19 protein-coding genes are annotated in these 19,323 nt (G+C 27.6%); all 19 read left to right on the top strand.

Features of this window, described 5'->3' with window-relative positions; translation table 11 throughout:
* Position 1: 1 nt before the first annotated feature.
* Positions 2–592 (top strand): DJ-1 family glyoxalase III, encoded by a 591-nt coding sequence (locus ACLGL0_RS05490; RefSeq protein WP_411013937.1) that lies wholly within the window; start codon positions 2–4, stop codon positions 590–592.
* Positions 582–1,628: a dual-specificity RNA methyltransferase RlmN gene (gene rlmN / locus ACLGL0_RS05485; protein ID WP_411013936.1), complete on the top strand. Its 1,047-nt coding sequence runs from the start codon at positions 582–584 to the stop codon at positions 1,626–1,628. Before ACLGL0_RS05490 ends, rlmN begins: the two co-directional genes overlap by 11 nt.
* A 378-nt stretch (positions 1,629–2,006) precedes the next feature.
* A complete protein-coding gene (locus ACLGL0_RS05480; protein WP_411013935.1) occupies positions 2,007–3,134 on the top strand; it encodes an acyl-CoA dehydrogenase family protein in 1,128 nt (375 codons plus the stop codon).
* A gap of 53 nt (positions 3,135–3,187) precedes the next feature.
* Entirely contained in the window at positions 3,188–4,009 is an 822-nt protein-coding gene (locus ACLGL0_RS05475; protein WP_233055334.1) for a phosphate/phosphite/phosphonate ABC transporter substrate-binding protein, read from the top strand.
* Positions 4,010–4,016: 7 nt separating this feature from the next.
* Entirely contained in the window at positions 4,017–5,198 is a 1,182-nt protein-coding gene (locus ACLGL0_RS05470) for a 5-methyltetrahydropteroyltriglutamate--homocysteine methyltransferase (RefSeq protein WP_411013934.1), read from the top strand.
* Positions 5,191–5,658 carry an OsmC family protein gene (locus ACLGL0_RS05465; RefSeq protein ID WP_411013933.1) on the top strand — a complete coding sequence of 156 codons (468 nt, stop codon included), beginning with the start codon at positions 5,191–5,193 and terminating at the stop codon, positions 5,656–5,658. The genes ACLGL0_RS05470 and ACLGL0_RS05465 overlap by 8 nt, the downstream gene beginning before the upstream one ends.
* 306 nt (positions 5,659–5,964) lie before the next feature.
* On the top strand, positions 5,965–6,225 hold the full coding sequence (locus ACLGL0_RS05460; protein ID WP_314557241.1) for an HPr family phosphocarrier protein: 261 nt from the start codon (positions 5,965–5,967) through the stop codon (positions 6,223–6,225).
* A gap of 46 nt (positions 6,226–6,271) precedes the next feature.
* Positions 6,272–7,936, top strand: a complete 1,665-nt coding sequence (gene ptsP, locus ACLGL0_RS05455; RefSeq protein WP_411013932.1) for a phosphoenolpyruvate--protein phosphotransferase — start codon at positions 6,272–6,274, stop codon at positions 7,934–7,936.
* 136 nt (positions 7,937–8,072) lie between these two features.
* Positions 8,073–8,762, top strand: a complete 690-nt coding sequence (gene ftsE, locus ACLGL0_RS05450) for a cell division ATP-binding protein FtsE (RefSeq protein WP_411013931.1) — start codon at positions 8,073–8,075, stop codon at positions 8,760–8,762.
* A complete protein-coding gene (gene ftsX, locus ACLGL0_RS05445) occupies positions 8,749–9,645 on the top strand; it encodes a permease-like cell division protein FtsX (protein ID WP_411013930.1) in 897 nt (298 codons plus the stop codon). Before ftsE ends, ftsX begins: the two co-directional genes overlap by 14 nt.
* 10 nt (positions 9,646–9,655) lie before the next feature.
* On the top strand, positions 9,656–10,852 hold the full coding sequence (locus ACLGL0_RS05440; RefSeq protein WP_411013929.1) for a murein hydrolase activator EnvC family protein: 1,197 nt from the start codon (positions 9,656–9,658) through the stop codon (positions 10,850–10,852).
* 12 nt (positions 10,853–10,864) lie between these two features.
* A complete protein-coding gene (locus ACLGL0_RS05435) occupies positions 10,865–12,073 on the top strand; it encodes a S41 family peptidase (protein ID WP_314557246.1) in 1,209 nt (402 codons plus the stop codon).
* A gap of 232 nt (positions 12,074–12,305) precedes the next feature.
* Positions 12,306–13,058: a PP2C family protein-serine/threonine phosphatase gene (locus ACLGL0_RS05430; RefSeq protein WP_411013928.1), complete on the top strand. Its 753-nt coding sequence runs from the start codon at positions 12,306–12,308 to the stop codon at positions 13,056–13,058.
* Positions 13,052–14,992, top strand: coding sequence for a Stk1 family PASTA domain-containing Ser/Thr kinase (pknB, locus tag ACLGL0_RS05425; RefSeq protein ID WP_411013927.1), 1,941 nt, complete (start codon positions 13,052–13,054; stop codon positions 14,990–14,992). Before ACLGL0_RS05430 ends, pknB begins: the two co-directional genes overlap by 7 nt.
* Before the next feature lies 1 nt (position 14,993).
* Positions 14,994–15,869, top strand: a complete 876-nt coding sequence (rsgA, locus tag ACLGL0_RS05420; RefSeq protein ID WP_411013926.1) for a ribosome small subunit-dependent GTPase A — start codon at positions 14,994–14,996, stop codon at positions 15,867–15,869.
* Positions 15,870–16,529: a ribulose-phosphate 3-epimerase gene (rpe, locus tag ACLGL0_RS05415; protein WP_411013925.1), complete on the top strand. Its 660-nt coding sequence runs from the start codon at positions 15,870–15,872 to the stop codon at positions 16,527–16,529.
* A gap of 73 nt (positions 16,530–16,602) precedes the next feature.
* Positions 16,603–17,868 carry a GTPase ObgE gene (gene obgE / locus ACLGL0_RS05410; protein ID WP_313962058.1) on the top strand — a complete coding sequence of 422 codons (1,266 nt, stop codon included), beginning with the start codon at positions 16,603–16,605 and terminating at the stop codon, positions 17,866–17,868.
* A gap of 12 nt (positions 17,869–17,880) precedes the next feature.
* Positions 17,881–18,174 (top strand): ribosome assembly RNA-binding protein YhbY, encoded by a 294-nt coding sequence (gene yhbY / locus ACLGL0_RS05405; RefSeq protein ID WP_313962059.1) that lies wholly within the window; start codon positions 17,881–17,883, stop codon positions 18,172–18,174.
* A gap of 2 nt (positions 18,175–18,176) precedes the next feature.
* Complete coding sequence (nadD, locus tag ACLGL0_RS05400) at positions 18,177–19,322, top strand: nicotinate-nucleotide adenylyltransferase (protein WP_411013924.1); 1,146 nt, start codon at positions 18,177–18,179, stop codon at positions 19,320–19,322.
* The last annotated feature ends 1 nt before the right edge of the window (position 19,323 follow it).

Genomic DNA, 19,323 nt, shown 5'->3' with positions numbered 1-19,323 from the left:
AATGGATAGATATATTTTAATTTTAACAGATACTTTTGAAGAAGTTGAAGCACTTACTCAAGTTGACTATTTAAGAAGAGCTGATATTAAAGTAGATATGATTTCAATTACAGGAAAACTTCAAGTTACAAGTAATAGAGGAATAACTGTTCTAGCAGATGATTTGATAGAAAATATAAGTCTAAAAGAGTATGCTGGGATAATTATTCCTGGCGGACTTCCTGCTGCTTTTGATATTAGAGATGATAAGAGAGTTTTAGATATAATTAAGAAATTTGATGAAGACCATAAATTAATTGCTGCGATTTGTGCAGGACCTTCTGTAATTGCAAAGGCAGGTGTTTTATCTGGAAGAAATGCAGTAATTTATCCAGGAATGGAAGAAGAATTATTAGATGCAAATATAAAAGAAGATGCAATTTGCATTGATGATAATATAATTACTGCCAGAGGGGCAGGACTTGCAGGTGAGCTTGCTTATACGCTTATTCGTACAATTAAAGGTAAAGTACAAGAAAAACAAGTTCGTTTTATGTCTGTTGATAATTTATTAAGAGATTTTATTCTAAAGGAAGAAAATAATGGAAAATAAAAAAATAGAATTCAATTCTTTGAAACTTGAAGAATTAGAAGATATATTTTTAAGCTTGGGAGAGAAAAAGTTTAGGGCAGAACAATTTTTTAGATTTATGCATCAAAAGAAAAACTATGATATAGAAAATTGTAAACAATTACCTAAGGTTTTAATTGAAAAGCTTAAAGATATTGGCTTTATAAATGCTTCAACAATTTATACAAAGTATGAATCAAAGATAGATAATACGAAAAAATATTTAATAAAATTATACGACAATAGAATAATTGAAACTGTATTTATGGATTATGGTAGTTATTGTACAGTTTGTATTTCAAGCCAAGTAGGATGTAGAATGGGTTGTACTTTTTGTGCTTCTACAAAAGAAAATTTTAAAAGAAATTTAACTTCTGCTGAAATGCTAAATCAAATTTATCTGATAGAAAATGATTTGAATTTAACTATAAATAATATTGTTATTATGGGAATAGGCGAGCCACTTGACAATTATAAAAATGTTATAGGATTTTTAAAACTTATAAATTCTGAAAAAGGTAAGAATTTAAGTCTTAGAAATATTACTATTTCAACTTGTGGAATTGTCCATAATATATATAAATTAGCTGATGAAAAATTACCAGTAACACTTACAATTTCTCTTCATAATCCATTCCAAAAGGAAAGAAGGGAGATTATGCCAATTTCAGATAGTTTTTCAATTGATGAAATATTAAAAGCATGTAAATATTACTTTGATAAGACATCGAGAAGAGTTAGTTTTGAATATACTATAATAAAAGGACAAAATGATTCAAGAGAACATGCATTAGAATTGAAAAATATTCTAAAAGGCTTAAACTGCCATATAAATATTATTCCTTTAAATTCAATTAAAGAGTTTGATGGAGTTGCTCCAAGTACAAAGTACATTTATCAATTTAAATCTATTCTGGAAAATTTCGGAATTAATGCTACGATAAGAAAGAAACAAGGTGATGATATTAATGGAGCTTGTGGACAACTTAGACAGGGTGTATTAGAACAAGAAAATTAACTGACTGAAAGGTCAGTTTTTTTATGTCTAAAATAAATAGTTTTATTATAATATCAAAGTATGACTAAAATGTAATAGAAAGTTTGATATTTTTTATTAATTTTTTTTATGCTTTTAAATTTTTATAATTGTAAATAACAACATTTACAAAATTAACGATTAATAAAACTTATAATAATATATTTTTCCATAAAAAATATTTATAGAAAAACGCTTATAAATATTGAAAAATCACTAAACTCTAAAAATAACCATAATATTATTTATACTATCAAACTGAATTTTTAAAAATGATTATTAATATGCTATAATGGGAAAACAATAAATAATCTTCATAGATTATGAAGATTATTTATATTTCAAAAATTGGAGGTTAACATGAGTAATTTTTACGAAGAAGCATTAAAATTTGCTAATGAACATATTTTGCCTTATGCAAAAGAAATTGATGAAAAGATGGAGTTTCCGGTTGAATCTTTTAAGGAAATGGGAAAAGCTGGATATTTTAAATTAATGGTTCCAACAGAACTAGGTGGATTAGGAAAAGGAATGACAGAGCATTCTGAAGCTTGTAGAGCTTTTGCAAAAAGTAGTGCAACAGCAGGACTTTGCTATATGATGCATAATGTTTGTTTAAGCATTGTTTTAAAATATGGTAGCGAGGAATTAAAAAATAAAATAGTTAAAGATATAGTAGAAAATAATAAATTTTTAGGATTTGCTTATTCAGAATTTGGATCAGGAACAAACTTCTATTTTCCAGATATTAAAGCTGAATTTACAGATAAAGAAGTAATATTAAATGGTTCAAAGAGTATGGTTACTTCTGCTGGACAAGCATCATATTATTTATTACTATCTCCATCAGAATCTGGTGAAGGAATTGATAACTGGATAGTTCCAATTGAAACTGCTGGTGTTGAATTTAAACAAAGCGAATGGAATGGTTTAGGTATGAGAGGAAATGTTTCATGTCCTATGGAATTAAAAGATGCTCATTTACCAAAATCATATAGAATTGGAGAAATCGGCGATGCTATGACTCATATTTTCGAAGTTGTTGCACCATTCTTCATTACTGGTTTAGCTTCAGTTTATACTGGTGTATGTGAAGCTGTTCTTCAAGAAGCTTTAAATCATGCTACAAACAGACAACATACTTTTGGACCAAAACTTGCAGAATATGAAACTATACAAACTCATATTTCAAGAATTTATTCTCAAACAAATGCTGCAATATTAGGAACAAAAGAAGCTGCTAGAGCTGCTGATGCTGGTGAAAGTGATGCTATTTTAAAAATTATATCAGCTAGAATTTTCGCATCTGAAGCTGCAATAGAAGTTGCAAGATTAGGTATGAGAGTAGGCGGAGGAAAAGCTTATAATAAGATGGGAATAATGGAAAGATTATTAAGAGACTCTTATGCTGGACAAATAATGGCTCCAGGAGTTGATGTTCTAATTCTTTGGTTAGGAAGAGCTCTAATGGGATTACCATTAATCTAATTTCTATTTAAATGGTTAAGCTTTCAGTTTAAAATTAAAAATAGGAGAAAAATATGGATAAATTAAAAGTTGGTGCAGTAGTATATGCGCCTAGAGTTACTGTAATCTGGGGAATAATAGCTGATTTCTTTAAAGAAGAAGGTTTTGAAATTGAACCAGTTTATTATAAAGACTATAGATCTCAAGTAGATGGTCTTATGAAAGGTGAAATTGATGTAGCTTGGAATTCACCACTTGCTTGGTTAGATGCTTATTTAAGAACAAATGGAAAATCTTTAAATGGATCTATGAGAGATACTGATAATGACCGTTCAACTTATTTGGTTGTAAAAAAATCTTCAAATATAAAATCAATTGAAGATTTAAAAGGAAAAACAATTGGTTTTGGAGCTATAGATTCTCCTCAAGCTAGACTTATCCCAATATATAATTTACATCAACATGGACTTGAATTTGGAAAAGACTATGTTGAAAAAAGATTTGATATAGGTATTGGTCTACACGGAGATCATGTTGGTGGAGAATTGGATTCTGCAAAAGCAATGATTAATGGCGAAGTTGACGCAACTTGGATGTTAGATTTAAATTATGAAGCATGGATACTTGATGGAACTCTTGATGAAAATCAAGTTGAGATAGTTTATAAAACTCCAAATTTTGATCATTGTATATTTTCAGGAAGACCAGATCTTGAAGTTGAAAGATTTGAATTATTTGGTAAAATACTACACAAAATGGATTACAATAATCCTGACCACAAAGAAATGATGGATATGGAAGGTCTAAAAAAATGGGTTGTTGGTAGAACATCAGGATTTGAACAAATAAAAAATGCCAATGAATATATTAATTTTTTAGAAACTTTTTATAAGTAGGTACGAAATGAAAAAAACTTTTAAACCATTTTCAGCATCTCTAATCGGAAGTATGCCTAGAAGTAAAAAAATAATGGCTTTAAATAGAAGATTAAAAATGGATATGGATTATGAAAAAGAATATGAAGATTTAATCAAGACTGAAACTGAAAACTTAGTTAAGCTTCAAGAAAAGTATTCTATAGATTTAATAACTAATGGGGAATTGGCAAGAGATAATTATGTTTCTTTCGTTGCAGATAGAATTGATGGCGTTGTAATGATGAATATGGGAGATATGCTTGAGTATATAGAAGATAAACAAGCATTTGAACAAATTTTGGAAACATTAGATGTTCCATCTGTTAGCATAAAAAATGCAATTTGTAATGGTGTTTTAAAATATAATAAGAGTTTAGTTTCTGACGAAATTAAATTTTTAAAGAAAATCACAAACTCACCAGTAAAAGCAACACTTCCAGGTCCTTATTTAATGACTAGATCTATGTGGCTTCCTTCTCTTAGTAAGAAATTCTATAATAACAAGGAAGAATTAGGCGAAGATGTAATTAAAATTTTAAAACAAGAAATAGATAATTTGGTAGAAGCTGGTGTGGATGTAATTCAATTTGATGAACCTGTATTAACAGAAGTTGTTTTTTCAGAGGGGAAAACAAGATCTTTTATGTGTGCTGCTCTTTCTGAAAGAAAGGACCCAAGTGAAGAATTAAAATTTGCTACTAATTTGATAAAAAGTGTTATGGATTACATTAAAGAAAAGGATGTATTAAGTTCACTTCATGTTTGTAGAGGAAATTGGAGTAAAGATGAAAGTATTCTTCTTAGTGGCCCATATACACCACTTGTTCCACTTTTTGAAGAGACTTCACCAGATATTTTAGCATTAGAATTTTCAACTCCTCGTGCAGGAGAGTTAGATTCTTTATTGTCTAGTGAAAAAATAAAAGAAAATTCGATTCTTGCTCTTGGAGTTATAAATCCAAGAACTGATATTATTGAGTCTTCTCAGTCAATAATAGAAAAAGCAGAAGAAGCTTTAAAATTTATACCGAAAGAAAGAATTTGGTTAAATCCTGATTGTGGTTTTGCAACTTTTTCAAATAGACCAGTAAGTACATTTGAAATAATTGAAAAGAAATTAGAACAGTTAGAAATAGCTAAGAATGCTTTAAGGGAAAAATATGAGTAGTTTATATGAATCATATAATTATGACGTTTCTTATAGAGCTATTGTAAATTCAAATAATGTTGTAAAAGTTTTTACAGAAAGGGATTGTATTGAAGTAAATTCTCAGATAAGTTTTGATATAGAGGATAGTAGTAAAACATCTTTTAATTATTTTACAAGTTCTATTATTTCGGGAATAATTCATAATCTAATATTTGTTTCAAAAAAATCTAATATAAAATTAGAGGATATTGAAGGGAAGATTAAAATTAAATTAAAAAATCCCCTTACAGTTTTAGCTGTTAATGGATATACTGAAGAAGCTAAAATTGATAGTTGTGAAATAACTATATATTTATTTTCAGATATTGAAGATGATGAATTAGTGGATTTTTGTAAGAAATCTTTGAATAGTTGTTTTATTTATAATACACTCAAAGATATAATGGATATAAATATAAAGTTTATTCCAATTTTATAAAGTATTATTAGACTTCAAATTATTAATGAATGAATTGATTATTTGAAGTCTTTTTTTACGTTTATAAATGTGTATAACACTATTATATAGTCAAAAAATTGCAAAAAAATTGTATTAAATATAAACTTAGTAATATGGATTTTTTATGAGTTTTTTTATTATATTTTACACAAAAAAGCATATATCAAATTAATTCAACATTTATGAAAAACGTTTTTAAAAAATTTCATTAAAAGTATTGAATTGTTTAAACAATAGTGGTAAAATATATGTGTATTCAAATATAAAAATCTTAGGAGGCTAATTATGTTAGAAAAAAACGTTATAATAAAGAACGAGACAGGGCTACACGCAAGACCTGCTGCATCTTTGGTTCAATTTGTAAAAAAATATAATGAAAGTATTGAGATTATTTTAGATAACAAAGTTGCAGATGCAAAGAGTATTTTTAATGTTATGAGTTTAGGTATTTCTAAAGGAACAGAAGTAACATTAAGAGTAGATGGAGAAAATGAAGAAAAGACTTTAGGAGAAGTTGTTAACTTCATAGAAAATTTAGCTGATTAATAATAAATATAGCTTCTCGTAAGAGAAGCTTTTTTGGTGGAGTATTATGAAAATTTATAATGGTTTTTCCGTTTCTAACGGAGTTGCATATGGTAATGCTGTCACGGTATTTTATGATACAAATGTAATTAGAGAAAAAATTGCTGACAGTGAAAAAGAAAAAGAAATAATTAGATTTGAAGACTTATTTTCTAGTTACTTGGAACAAGATAGAATAAAGTCTAATGATAAAAAATTAGAAAATTTATTAAATGTACATCTCGAGTTAATTGATGATCCATTTTTAAAGGAAAGTATTAAAAATAAAATTTTAAATGAAAATAAATCATTGGAAAAAGCTATAGAAGAGACTTTTTCTCATATTTGTTATGAGTTAAATAATTTAGATTCTGATTATATGAGGGATAGAATATATGATTATATTTCAATTCAAGAAGAATTTATTAGAACTTTAACTTCTGTAGAGGAGGTTAAAATATTTGAAAATAAATTTGTTTTATTTACAGAAAATCTATCTCCTAAGATAATTGATAAATATAAGGATCAACTTATTGGAATAGTTTCAAAAAATGGTGGAAAAACATCACATGCATCTTTGTATGCAAAAAATTTACAAATTCCATATATTATTTGTGATTCTTTAGATTTTCAAGAATTGAAGGATAAAAGATTTGACTGTATTTTAGATTGTAACCAAGAAAAATTATATTTAAGTCCTGATAAAGAAATAATTGAATCTTATAAGAAATTATTAAAATCTTCTCAAAAAGAATTTTTAGATGAGAATATAGTAAGGACAAAAAACAATAGATTTATAAGAGTTTGTAGTAATATTTCAAGTGTTGAAGAATATGAAATTTCTCTTAGTAATGGAACTGATGGATGTGGCTTATTTAGGACTGAATTTTTGTATATGTCATCTGAAGCACCAACTGAAGAGTATCAGTTTAATTCATTTAAAAAAATTGCAGAAGTATCTGATAAGCCTATAATAGTTAGAACTTTTGATATTGGTGCGGATAAAAAATCAATGTTCTTTAAGCTTGATGAAGAAAAGAATCCTTTTTTAGGCTTTCGAGGATTTAGAATTTATAAAGAATTTCATAAGGAACTTAGAAAACATCTAAGGGCAATTCTTAGAGCTTCAGCGTTTGGTAATATAAAAATTATGATCCCAATGATTACTACATTAGAAGAACTTTTATGGATTAAAAATGAGATATCCAAGATTAAAGACGAATTAAGAGAAGATGGAATAGATTTTGATGAAAATATTGAATTTGGAATTATGATTGAAACACCAGCATCAGTTCTTCTTTTTGATATTTTAGTTAAAGAGGTTGATTTTGTTAGTATTGGAACTAATGACTTAGTTCAATATACTCTAGCTTGTGATAGAGAAAATTCGAAGATGCAACTTCTTTACGATTGTTATAATCCAGCTGTTATTCGTTCAATTCATCGTGTTGTTGATATTGCTCATAGAAATGGAAAAATTGTATCAATGTGTGGTAATTTTGCTAGTGAGTTAGATGCTGTTGAGCTTTTAATATTATTAGGAATTGATGAATTTAGTGTTACAAATGATGTTTTACAAAAGATAAAGAAAAGGATAAAATTATTTGATCAAAATAATTATTTAGATTTTTTTGATAATATAAATAAGTTTAAAACAGGTCGTTCAGTAATTAATTATTTTGATAATAAATAAAAAAGACACCAAATGTTAACTTTTTGTAATATTATTGTAATTATTTTGTAACTTTTTTTGCTTTTTTTACTACATTTTATAAATTTTGTGTTATAATATTACTGATCATTATTAAAAAATTAAATGAGGTGATATTTTGTTAGAATTTATAGAAGTAAATAAAATATATAATAATGACGTTTGCGCTTTGAAGGATCTTAGCTTCAGAGTTGAAGACGGAGAGTTTATTTTTTTAATAGGAGCTAGTGGTGCAGGGAAGACAAGTATTATAAAAATGCTCTTAAGAGAAATAAAACCATCATCAGGGGAAATAATAGTTGATAATGTTAATATAGTTAAGTTAAGAAATAGAAAAATTCCTGAGTTAAGAAAGACAATGGGAGTTGTTTTTCAAGATTTTAGATTATTAGAAGGAAAGACTGTTTTTGATAATATAAAATATCCACTTCAAATTTTAGGGGTTTCAAAAAAAGAAATAACTAGAAGAGTAAATGAGATTTTAGAATTGGTTGGCTTGTCGGATAGAGCAAGTTCTTTTCCAAATCAATTATCAGGTGGAGAACAACAAAGAGTTTGTATTGCTAGAGCTCTAGTAAATAGACCAAAATATTTAATAGCTGATGAACCTACAGGAAACTTAGATCCAAATACTTCAGAAGATATTATGAAGCTACTATTGGATGTTAATGCTAAAGGTACTACAGTTATTGTTTCAACTCATGATAAGGATATAGTTAATAAACTTAAAAAGAGAGTAATTAGTATGGATCATGGGGAAATGATTAATGATGAAGAACGTGGAGGTTATTTCGATGAGTTCAATTAGAAGATTTTTTTCTGCAATTGGAGAAGGCTTGGTTGGTCTATGGAGAAATATATCCATGGGTATTGCATCAATAGTATCTATTTGCTCTATGCTTTTAATTCTAGGTGGAATTACTTTTGGTGTTTTTGTTGCTAATAATATAGTAGAAGACATGAAAACAAAAGTTGACCAAATAGATGTTATTTTAGAGCCTGAAGTAAGTACAGATAGAGTTGCAAAGATTAAAGAAGAATTATTAAAAATAGAAAATGTAAAAGAAGTACATTACGTTTCAAAAGAACAAGCTCTTTCAAAGATGAAAGAACAATGGAAAGAAAATTCATTCTTATTAGATGGAATGGAATCAGCTCTTCCAGAAAGTTTTGAGTTAAAAGTTGAAAATATTGAAAATTCAAATACTGTAGCATCAAATATTAATAATATTAAAGATGTTGAAAAAGTTGTGTACTATAAGGATATAGTTGATAAGATAACAAAAATGTCTCAAATTGTTAAATATGTAGGTATTTCATTGGTAGGCGTGTTGTTGTTAGTAAGTTTCTTTATAATGTCAATAACAATAAAACTTACAGTTATTGCAAGAAGAAAAGAAATAAGTATAAAGAAGTATATTGGGGCAACGAATATGAGTATAACGGGTCCGTTTATTGTAGAAGGAATGTTGCTTGGTATAATAGGTGCTGGAATATCTTTTACAATGATATTCTTTGCATATGGTTATGTTTATGATAGTTTTGCTTGGGGAGTAAATAATTTAGTTTCTAATTATTTATTACCAGTTAATGTTTTTGGTACATATGTAGCAATTGCATATTTTGGAATAGGTATAGGAATTGGAGTATTAGCATCAATATTCTCAAGTAGAAAGTATATGAAGGTTTAGGTGGTTGTTTATGAAAAAAAGAAGATTTTTAGCATTTGTATTGCTATTTTCTATGTTTAGTTCAGGTGTAATTTCTTATGCAGATAAAGTTGATGATCTAAAGAAAGAAAAACAAAGTCAAGAACAAAATCTAGAAAACAAAAAGAAATCAATCAATGATATGACAACTCAAAAAGATGCTGCATTTAAGGAAATTGTTGAAAAACAAAAACTTATTGATCAATTAGATAAAGAACTTACAGTATTAGAAGACGCAATTAATAAACTATCTGAAGAAATTCAAGCTTCTAAAGAAAAAATTACAATTTTAGAAGAAAGAATTAAGGAAAAACAAGAACTTTTTAAGAAAAGAGTTCGTGTTATGTATGGAAATAAAGATTTAAATTCAATTGAAGTATTATTTTCTTCATCGAATATAAGAGATTTCATTTCAAGATATTTTATGATGCAATCAATTGCTGATTATGATAAAAAATTAATTACTAGTTTAAAAAATGACAAAATTGCTTTAGAAAAAGAAAAAGCACAACTTGAAGCTCGAAAAGAAGAAAAAGTAGCTAAGAAAAAAGAAATGGAAATTAAGTATCAAGCTTATTCTGAAGAAGTTGAAAAGAATAAACAACGTATTGCAAAATTGGAAGAAAGTATTGAATATACTAAATCTGAAATTGACCAATTACAAAGCAAAGTTAAGAGCTTAGATGCGAATATTAGTTTTGAAGAAAAAGTTAAAGCTGATATTTTAAGAAGTATGAATGAAAAGAAAATCCAAAGAGATCTTGAAGATGGTAAAATAGATGCTCGTCCTTCAAATGGAGAAATGATGTGGCCACTAAAGAGTCATTTCCATATTTCAAGTCCTTTTGGATGGAGAAATGCACCGATAGGAAGCGGTGGAGAAAGACATAGAGGAATTGATATTCCAGCGCCATCAGGAACACCTGTTTATTCAGCGACAGATGGAGAAGTAATATCTTCAGGTTGGAATGGAAGTTATGGTAATGCTGTTATGATTAAATATACAAATAATATAGTAATTGTATATGGTCATAATTCTAGCTTGGTAGTTAGAGCTGGACAAAAAGTAAGTAAGGGACAAGTTATCTCTTTAGTTGGTTCTACAGGAAATTCAACAGGACCACATTTACATTTTGAAGTTAGATATAATGGCTCGCCAGTAGATCCTCTAAAATATTTGAATCACTAGGAGTAATAATATATGATAAAAAATAAAAAAATAACGGCTTTTTTAGTCTTAATGATATTCTTATGTTCATTTGTATCATATAAGGCTGGAAAAAATTCTGCGGGAATAATTCCGCAAAGTAATAGTTCAGGAAAAAAAGATGAAAATTCTACAGATTATGGTAGTTTTAAACCATTTGTAGATGCGATAAAAGATAGATACTATTTCGATATAGATTATGATAAAATGAATACTGAAATTAAGAAAGCAATATTTTCTTCATTAGGAGATCCTTACACTCAATATATGACTGAAAGTGATATGAAGGAGCTTCAAAAGACAAGTACAGGAAAGTTTGTTGGAATCGGTGTTCAAGTAAGTGTTAATGATAAAGGAGAAATAGTTGTTGTTGCTCCGATCAAAGGGGGTCCAAGTCAAAAGGCTGGAATACAAGCAGAAGATATCATTATTAAAGTTGATGATCAAGAACTTGCAAAAAATGATTTAGAATCTGCTGTAAAACTTATGAGAGGAGAAGAAAAAGCAGGTACTGAAGTTAAGGTAACTATTAAGAGAGTTGTAGATTCTGAAGAAAAGACTCTAGATTTTATACTAAAAAGAGAAGAAATTACTACTGAATCAGTTTCTTCTAAGCTTTTAGATAATGGAATATTATATATTCAAATTACAAACTTCGCAGAAAAAACTGGAGAAGATTTCGAAAAAGCTGTTGATGAAGGGCTAAAGAAAGGTGCAAAATCTCTAATTATTGACCTTAGAAATAATCCAGGTGGTCTTGTAACAGCTGTTAAGCAAGTTGCAGATAAGATTTTACCAGATGCTACTATAATGAAGGTTGTAGATAGTAAAGGTCATGAAACAATTGAAAAAGCAAGCGGAAGTGGTCTTGATATGCCAATAATAGTATTAATAAATAAAGGTTCAGCTTCTGCATCTGAAGTGCTTAGTGTTGCACTTCATGATAATAAAAAAGCTCAATTGCTAGGAGAAAAATCTTTTGGTAAAGGTATTATCCAATCAATTTTCCCAATTAATAATGAAGGTAAAGCTGAAGGAATTAAGATTACTATTGCAGAATATTTTGGACCGAATGGAACTAAAATAAATAAAGTTGGGTTAGAACCTGATCACAAAGTTGAACAAAAAAATTATTCAAAGATTGGTATTGAACATTTAGATATCGATCCACAATTACAAAAGGCTATAGAATTGTTGAAGTAATATTTTGGATTTAAAAAAAGCAACTATTTTAAATAGTTGCTTTTTTAGTTATATTTTTTAAATTAATTTTAAGGAATATTTGATATAATAATAAAAAAATTTTTTTATTTTTAGTGTCAAAAACGTGTAAAATACCGATGTTTTCAAAACAAAACTTGACTTATTGAAGTATTTAGAATATAATATTTTATGAAAACATAGGTTTTCGTAAAGCTTTTTAAAGGGGTGTAGTATGTCTTTTTATATGAATTCAGATAAAGGAAATGTTAGGAAGAATAACGAGGATAATTTTCTTTATGAAAGATTTGAAAAATTAAATATATTAATTTTAGCTGACGGTATAGGAGGACATGATAGTGGAGAGATTGCATCTGATTATGCGGTAAATATAGTTATGAAGTATATTAAGGATAATTATAAACTGTATTCGGATTATTCTCATTTGTTAGTTGATGCTTTTTGTGAAGCTAATAAAATTATATATGAAATTAATTTAGAAAAAAATTCAGGGGATGAAGGAGTTTCCAAGAGATTAATGGGAACTACTTTAGAAGTACTATTAATTGATGGAGATATTCTATATTTTGGACATGTAGGGGATAGTAGAATATATATAAAAAATGATGATTTTAAAATGTTAACTAAAGATCATTCTTTAGTTCAATATTTATATTCAAGCGGAGCATTAACAGAAGAAGAAGTTAAAAATTATGGCGATAAAAATTCAATCTTAAGAGCTATAGGGATTGAAAAATATGTAGAAGTTGATGTCGATTCTATTAGAATTAAACCTAAAGATATTCTGCTTGTATGTTCTGATGGACTTACAAACGAATTAAGCGATGAAGAAATTTCAGGAATGTTAGACTTTAAGTATAGTGCCAAAGAAATGGTTGATAATATTATTTCTACTGTTACAAATGGTGAAGCTAAGGATAATGTTACTGTTGGAATTTTTAAGAATGATGAGGAGACTTTATGTTAGGATCAATTTTAAATGGCAGATATGAGATAATTGAAAAAGTTGGAATTGGCGGAATGGCCATAGTATATAAAGCTAAAGATATCTATTTAAAGAGAATAGTTGCAGTAAAAGTTTTGAAAGAACAATATCTTGATGATAAAGAATTCATTAAAAAATTTGTTATTGAAGCTCAATCTGTTGCTAATTTAAACAATCAAAATATAGTTAAAATCTATGATGTTGGGCAACATATAGAAGACGGAAAAATCTTTAACTATATTGTTATGGAATATATTAATGGTAAGACTTTAAATGAATTAATTAAAGATAAGGGAAGATTAAATTCAACTGCAGTAGTTTCTATTTCAAAACAAATAGCTAATGCGTTGGATTGTGCACATAAACATCATATAATACACAGGGATATAAAACCTCATAATATTATTATTGATGAAAATTTGAATGTTAAGGTTACGGATTTTGGTATAGCTAGAATTGCTACTAGTTCAACTATAACTTATACTTCATCAGTTCTTGGAACTGTGCATTATATTTCTCCAGAACAAGCAAAGGGAAAATTTATTGATGAAAAATCTGATATTTACTCTTTAGGTGTTGTAATGTATGAAATGGTAACTGGTAGAGTGCCTTTTGATACAGATAATGCGGTTGGAATAGCTATGCAACATATTAATGAACCTTTAGTTGAACCGATAAAGCTTGTACCAAATTTAGAGCCATGGTTAAATTCTATTATTGTTAAATGTATGGAAAAAACACCAGAAAATAGATTTGATAGTGCTAGTAGTTTGATTAAAGCATTAGATGATAAACATATTGATAATAATCAAAAAGTTACTTTTAATGATAATTCTGATAGAGCTATTTATAGAGAATCAGTTTATAAGACAAGTAAAGCAAAAGATTCTAATAAGCCAATTATTAGAAATAGTAATAAAAATAGAGAACAATTAAATAAGAAAAAAGGAATTTTTGATTATAGTATAACTTATGTAATTCTAGCGTTACTAATTATTGCTTCTGTATTTTTCATTTATAGATTAGCTGTTTCAAATAAGGCTACAGACAATGTTAAAGTACCTGCGGTTACTGGGTTAGATAAAGATGAAGCAATAAAATTACTAAAAGAAAAGAAATTAAATGGTCTTATAGTGAAGACAGTTAATGATGATTCTGTTGAAGCAGGAAAAATCGTTGAACAATCACCAGCTGCAAATTCCGAAGTAAAAGAAGGAACAAATGTTGAGTTGACTGTTAGTGTTGGTAAGAATAAAACTATAGTTCCTAATTTATCAAATATTGATTTAGATAAAGTAGAAGATATTTTATCAAAGAGTAATTTATCTCTTGGAAAAGTCGAAAGAAAATATGATGATAAAGTTGATGAAAATAAAATAATCAGTCAAAGTGTAAATTTTGGAGAAGAAGTTGAAAAGGGAACTAAGATTGATATTGTAGTCAGCAGAGGAAAAGAAGATAAAAAAGTTGAAGTTCCTGATTTAATGGGTAAGACAGAAGCTGAAGCTATTAAGATTCTTTATGATAGTGGGCTTGCTGTTGGTAAGACTGAAAAGAAAGCAGACAACCAAAAGGCTGGAACAGTTATTTGGCAATCTTATGGTAAGGGAGTAAAAGTTGACGCTGAAACTAAGATAGATATTGTTATTAGTTCAGGTAAGTCTAATTCAGATAGTGTTCTAAACTTAAATCATTATACTGAAGCTGATGCTGTTATTAAGAAATATACTATAAGTGAACCAGATAAAAATTACCAATTACGAATCACTAAGAATACTGACGCAGGTGAAACTAAGATTTATGAAAAAACAATAGTAACTGGCGGAGGAAAGTTAACAATTAATATAAAAGCTAAGTCTTCTGATAGATTCAATATTTATATAAATGGAGAACTAATTTTATCAGGTGAGAATTAATATGTTTGAAATAGGCGTTATTTATGATATTTCAAAAGATTTATATTATGTAAAAACCGAAACTGGAAGATATATGTCAAAGGCTAGGGGAGTTTTTAGAAAACATAAATTTTCTCCAATGGTTGGAGATAATGTAAAAATTGAAATTTTTGAAGATTCTACTGCGTATATAGTAGAGGTTTTTGAAAGAAAAAATGAAATTTTAAGACCACCGGTTGTAAATGTTGACCAGGCTATAATAGTTTTTTCTTTAAAAGAACCAGAAATTTCATATAAAATAATTGACAGATATATAATGTATTATGAAATAATGAAAGTTCCAGTAGTTTTATGTTTGAATAAATGCGATTTGATTGATAAAGAAATAGAAGAAGATTTTAAAAATACTTATGAAAAATTAGGATATAAAGTAATTTTTAATAGTATTAGTTTGGATAACAGAAATTTGTTTGAAGAAATTTGTAGAGATAAAATTTCTGTAATTACAGGACCTTCAGGAGTTGGGAAAAGTACAATTTTAAATTTCCTTAATCCAGAATATAATATTTGGGTTGGAGAAATAAGCAACAAGACAAAAAGAGGTAGACATACTACTAGAGCGGCAACTTTATATGAATTTTTTGATAATTCATTTATTATTGATACCGCTGGATTTACTTCTCTAGATCTTACAAAATTTATAGACAATGAAGCTCAAATTAGAGATGCTTTCGTTGAATTTGAATATGGTACAAAATGTAAATTTTCAGATTGCAAACATATTAATGAACCTGATTGTTATGTAAAGGATAAATTAGAAAGTGGAGACATTAGTAAGAGTAGATACGATAGTTATATATTTTACTTAAATGAGTATCTAAAAAATAGGAGGTATTAAATGTTAGAATTATCACCATCATTGTTATCAGCTGATTTTACAAATTTGAAATCAGATATTGAAGTTTTGGATAAAAACGGAGTTAAGTATTTACATTTAGATGTAATGGATGGGATGTTTGTTCCAAATATTTCATTTGGTCCAATGATAATTAAACAATTGAGACCTTTAACAAATATGGTTTTTGATGTGCATTTAATGATAGAAGATCCTGATAGATATGTTCAAAGTTTTAAAGATGCTGGAGCTGATATTTTAACTGTTCATTATGAAGCTTGTAAACATCTTCATAGAACTATTTCTTATATAAAATCTTTAGGGATGAAGGCCGGAGTTTCTTTAAACCCTGCAACTAATATTGATGTTTTAGATTATGTATTAGAGGATTTAGACTTAGTTTTAATCATGAGTGTAAATCCAGGTTTTGGTGGTCAAAGCTTTATACCTTCTGCTTTAGATAAAATTAAAAACTTAAAAGAAAAGATAAAAGAAAGAAACTTAAATGTTATAGTAGAAGTTGATGGTGGTGTTAAAACTACTAATGTTAAAGATGTTATTGAAGCTGGAGCGGATTTGATAGTTTCAGGTTCAGATGTTTTTGCGGATAAAGAAAATAGAATTAAGGCTTATAATGATATTTTTAATAATTATAAAAAATAATTATGAGCTGTAATATATAAAAAGATTGAGTTCTCAATCTTTTTTATAATGTATGAAAGAAAAAGAGGTAAATATGTTTATAGATATTGCAAAAATCGAGTTAAGAGCCGGGAAAGGTGGAGATGGTTGTGTTTCTTTTAGAAGAGAAAAATATGAACCAGATGGTGGCCCATACGGTGGAGACGGCGGAGATGGTGGAAGCGTAATTTTTATATCTGATGAGGGCGTAAGAACTCTTATGGACTTTAGATATAAGAAACACTATTTCGCACAAAATGGAGAAAATGGAAGAACTAAAAAACAATATGGAAGAAAAGGTGAAGACCTAATTGTAAAGGTTCCAGTTGGTACTTTAATAAAAGATTTTGAAACAAATAGAGTAATTCATGATTTTAAAGTTAAAGATGATAAATTTATTGTTGCGAAAGGTGGTAGAGGTGGAAAGGGAAATGCTAGATTTGCTACAAGTACTAGACAAGCACCTCGTTTTGCACAACCTGGAACAAAGGGAGAAGAGAGAACAATAAAATTAGAATTAAAGTTAATTGCTGATGTTGGACTTGTAGGACTTCCAAATGTTGGTAAATCTTCTTTGCTTTCTGTTTTAAGTGATGCAAAGCCTAAGATTGCAAATTATCATTTTACAACTTTAGAACCAAATTTAGGAGTTTGTAGAGTTGAAGAGAATAAATCATTTGTAATTGCAGATATTCCTGGGCTTATTGAAGGTGCTAGTGAAGGAATTGGACTTGGTTTTGAATTTTTAAAGCATGTTGAAAGAACAAGACTATTAGTTCATGTGTTAGATGTTTCAGGCATTGAAGGTAGAGATCCTATTGAAGATTACAATACGATTTATAAAGAGTTAGAACTTTATAATGAAAATATAAAAAATAAAAGAGAAATTATTGTTGCTAATAAAATAGATTTACTTACTTCAGATGACAATTTAAATAGAGTAAAAGAATATTTTAAAGATAGAACTGTATTAGAAATTTCTGCTGTTACTCAAATGGGAGTAAGAGAATTAAAATACAAAATTTTTGAAGAATTATCAAAAATCGAAATAGATTATGAAACTTTTGATGAAGAATATGAATATGTAGAAGAACTTGAAAAAGAAGCTTATGAAATCTACAGTGAAGATGGTACATTCTATGTTGAAGGACCTCTTATTGAATACTTAGTTTATATAACTAATTTTGAGGATTATGATTCATTGAAATATTTCCAAAAGGTATTAACTGATAAAGGAGTTATTGAAGAGTTAAAACAAAAAGGTGTAGAAGAAGGCCAAACTATTGTTATAGGAGAAATGGAATTCGAATTTTTTGAATAATAAGGAGAGTATATGATAAATCCAAAGCAAAGAGCATATTTGAAGTCTTTAGCTCACTCTATGGAGCCTGTTATGAATATAGGTAAATATGGAGTTAATGATGAGACTATAAGACAATTAGATTTAGCTTTAGAAAAAAGAGAACTAATAAAAATTAAGATATTAAATAATAATTTAGATGATAATAAAGAGCTAGTAGAACTTGTTTTACAAAAAACAAGAGCAGAATTTGTTCAACATATCGGAAATAAATTTGTTATTTATAGAAGAAAACGAAAAGACGAAAATAGAATAGAGTTACCATAATAATGAAAAAAATAGGAATATTAGGTGGAAGTTTTTCGCCTGTTCATAATGGACATTTACAAATTGCACAGGATTGTTTGATAGAAATGGGACTTGATAAAATATTGTTTCTACCAAACTCAAATCCTCCTCACAAAGCCAAGGATAAATATCCTTTTAATATAAGGGTTGCGATGTTAAAATTGGCAATTGAAGATAATGATAAATTTGGTATTTCTTTAGTTGAGGAAGATTTAACAAAAATTCATTATTCATATAATACAATTAGAGATAATTTTTATGATGCTGAAGATAAATATTATTTTATAATGGGAGATGATGAATTTTTAAATATTAAGTCTTGGAAAGAATATGAAAAATTTTTAGAAATTATTTCAATAATTGTTTTTTTAAGGAAGTATGATTATAATTATGTTCTTGAGAAAAATAGAGATATTATAGAAAAATATGATGTAAATATTATTAATAACTCAGTAATTTCAATATCATCTACTGATATTAGAAATAGAATGTATGAAAAAAAATCTATAAGGTATCTTGTTCCTGAAAAAGTAAGTAGATATATTTACGATGAACTTAATTATTATGATATTGAAAAAATAAAAAAAGATTTAAAAGAAAAGCTTTCAGAAAATAGATATGAACATTCTCTAAGAGTTGCTGATTATTGTAGAAGACTTGCAAAAATATATAATGCTAATGAGAATAAAGCATATTTATCTGGGCTTGTTCATGATTGTGCTAAAAATTTGGAAGAATATTATATGTTGAATAATAAGGTGAATTCTGATATAATACTTGATACTGAAGAAAAAAATAATCCAAAAATTCAACATGGTCCAATAGGTTCTGTTGTTTGTAAAAATATCTATAGTGTAGTTGATGATGAAATACTTTCAGGTGTTCGTTATCATACAACAGCTAAAGAAAATATGTCTATGATTGAAAAGATTTTATTTATATCAGATAAAATTGAGCCTAATAGAAAGTATGATACTGTTGAGGAATTAAGAAAACTTGCAGATTATAATATTGATAAGGCTATTATTAAATTTTTAAATGATAGTTTTAATTACTTAGAGAAAAAATCAGAAAGAATACATCCGCTATCTATTAGAGCAAGGGATTATTTAGTAAATATGAGGTGAT

Source organism: Parvimonas pharyngis (assembly GCF_046569675.1).
GTDB lineage: Bacteria > Bacillota > Clostridia > Tissierellales > Peptoniphilaceae > Parvimonas.
Note: the sequence above shows the minus strand (reverse complement) of the source record. Positions and strands in the feature narration are given on the sequence as shown.